At 43.3% G+C, this 2022-nt stretch carries 2 protein-coding genes; both read right to left on the minus strand.

Going from position 1 to position 2022, the window contains the following annotated elements; translation table 11 throughout:
- Window positions 1–554: 554 nt before the first annotated feature.
- A complete protein-coding gene (locus JK211_RS16640) occupies window positions 555–1022 on the minus strand; it encodes a DUF6392 family protein (protein WP_212709731.1) in 468 nt (155 codons plus the stop codon).
- The coding region (locus JK211_RS16645; protein ID WP_212709732.1) for an S-type pyocin domain-containing protein at window positions 1019–2022 on the minus strand (1004 nt) is incomplete at its 5' end. The genes JK211_RS16645 and JK211_RS16640, both read right to left, overlap by 4 nt.

Here is a 2022-nt window from a genome sequence, read left to right on the forward strand (position 1 = left end):
GTTTGGCGATTGATCAGATCGCACAATCCGGGCTGAGTTCCCTTAAAGTGATCTACTATTTGGCGCAGCTATTTAGTGTCGCATTATTTTTTTCCATAAATCCCTTCTTTTAAAGAAGATAGCCAACTTGCATAGTATTGTTTGATATTCCAATAATCTATAGTGATTTGCATCCCTTCTTTAAAATCACCTATGGTAATTGAATCTGGCAAGACTGTTTCATTAAATTCAGACTTAAAAGATTTATTTTCTGTAAAATACCAAACATGTCACCCTCCTTTTACCCTGTTTAAATCTTTATCATATGTACCTAAGCGAACGCCTTTTTTACTAAATTACCGAGGGCTCTGGCTGTCAGTAAAACGTGATCGGTGAGCTTCGCAGCCCTTCGGGTCATAGAAATCCCTCTGAATTCAGGTTAGTAGAAAATTCTGTTTATGAACACACCGGTTTTTCGGGGGGATTAGCGGGGTGCCCTGGCTGGATGTTCGAGGGGACAAGGAATGAAGCAGCACCCGGGATTTGCCGTGCTGCTTTTACAAAAAGAGTAAAAGCTACCAACGAAGATCTGACGTTGGGAGGAAAGTAATGGCTTCGACTTTATCTTGCATATCGTAACGAATTTGTATTGTTATTGGGATATGAAAATCCTCAACAGCAAATCTATCAACCCATCCCATAGCCATTTTCATTACGGTTTTCGGAGGAACAGACTTATCTGGTTCACCAAAAGTATCATGCACCCATTGGCGACTCATATGTTTTTGCAAAGGCGATGGAAGTTCATTCGGAAAAACCCACTGTTTAATCGGTTCATGCTGGAGTCTTAACGTAATACTTTTGAGAATTCTACCTGTGCGTTTGAATGACAAAAAAATCCCTTCTTTTGCCATTTCCAAACCTAAATTAGGGGATCCCGGAGCACCTGTCGGTTTTGTTCTATATGAAAGAATCCCTGTCTCAAGCATGTATTCATAAGTTTCCCCCAAGCTTCGAATTAAATTCTCTACATTTACTGTCATTTGTATAATCCCGAATCAATATTAATTTTATGTATTTTAGCTCTAGCTTCTTTTAGCTGTATATCTGTCGCACCATGCTGTTTTAATGCTGATATTTCAATATCAAAATCTTTATCTGCTGCTGTTCTAAGGTCATAGGAATCATGTTCTTTTTGTGTTTGATTACGCCCGCCATAAGTCGCACTAATGTTCCGATGAACTTCCACAGGAACTATGACAGCAGCAACCTTACCTGATAATGATTTAATTTGTTCAGAATCGAACTCGGGATATTCTCTCTCAAGATACAGTTCTACAGCCGCTTTTGATGGAATATGATCCGCATGATATTCCCCTTGTCGTGAACGATTATTGAAATCATCGTAAGGTTCCACCTCTAAAAACTCAACAGGTGGCTTGCTCAGGTATACATAAATCGGCGGAATATCCGGCAATGGCAGAATAAGAATATAATCCGCAAATGTCTTCTCTTCCGGCGCAGGAGTGGTTGTCGCCTCGATGCGGGTATTTTCCGGTAGCGAATCAACAATAACAGGGTTTGGTATCCTTACCGGGTGCCGGTTGCCCGTATTTGAAGGAACATTGACACCTGAACTGTCGGGCGTCCAGATAATGGTGATACGCGGATCTTCCTCTGTGGTGAACGTATACGCTTTTCGGCTGCTGTCCCACTCCATTTTGCGCACACGCACCCTGTCTTTACCCGGTGGCGTATGCCAGCCATGAGGAACCGGGTTACCTTTATCATCCTGTTCCCATGTATAACGCACGCGGCTTGGCGCTTCACGCATCTGTTCCAGACGCATACGGTCAATGAAATCCTGCTCTCCGTCATTGAGCCTTCCGGGCATCATTCCCATCACGACTGCGGCGATGGGAGCACCGGGGCCACTGGCAGCAATCCTTCCAAGTCCTGTAGCCATCTCACCCAGTTTTACCGCCCACGTTCCTGATGTAATGGCATTTCCACCAATCAGGGTAAGAACACTGGCTCCTTCAA

Origin of the sequence: Tatumella sp. JGM130, from assembly GCF_018257525.1 — a bacterium.
GTDB lineage: Bacteria > Pseudomonadota > Gammaproteobacteria > Enterobacterales > Enterobacteriaceae > Tatumella > Tatumella punctata.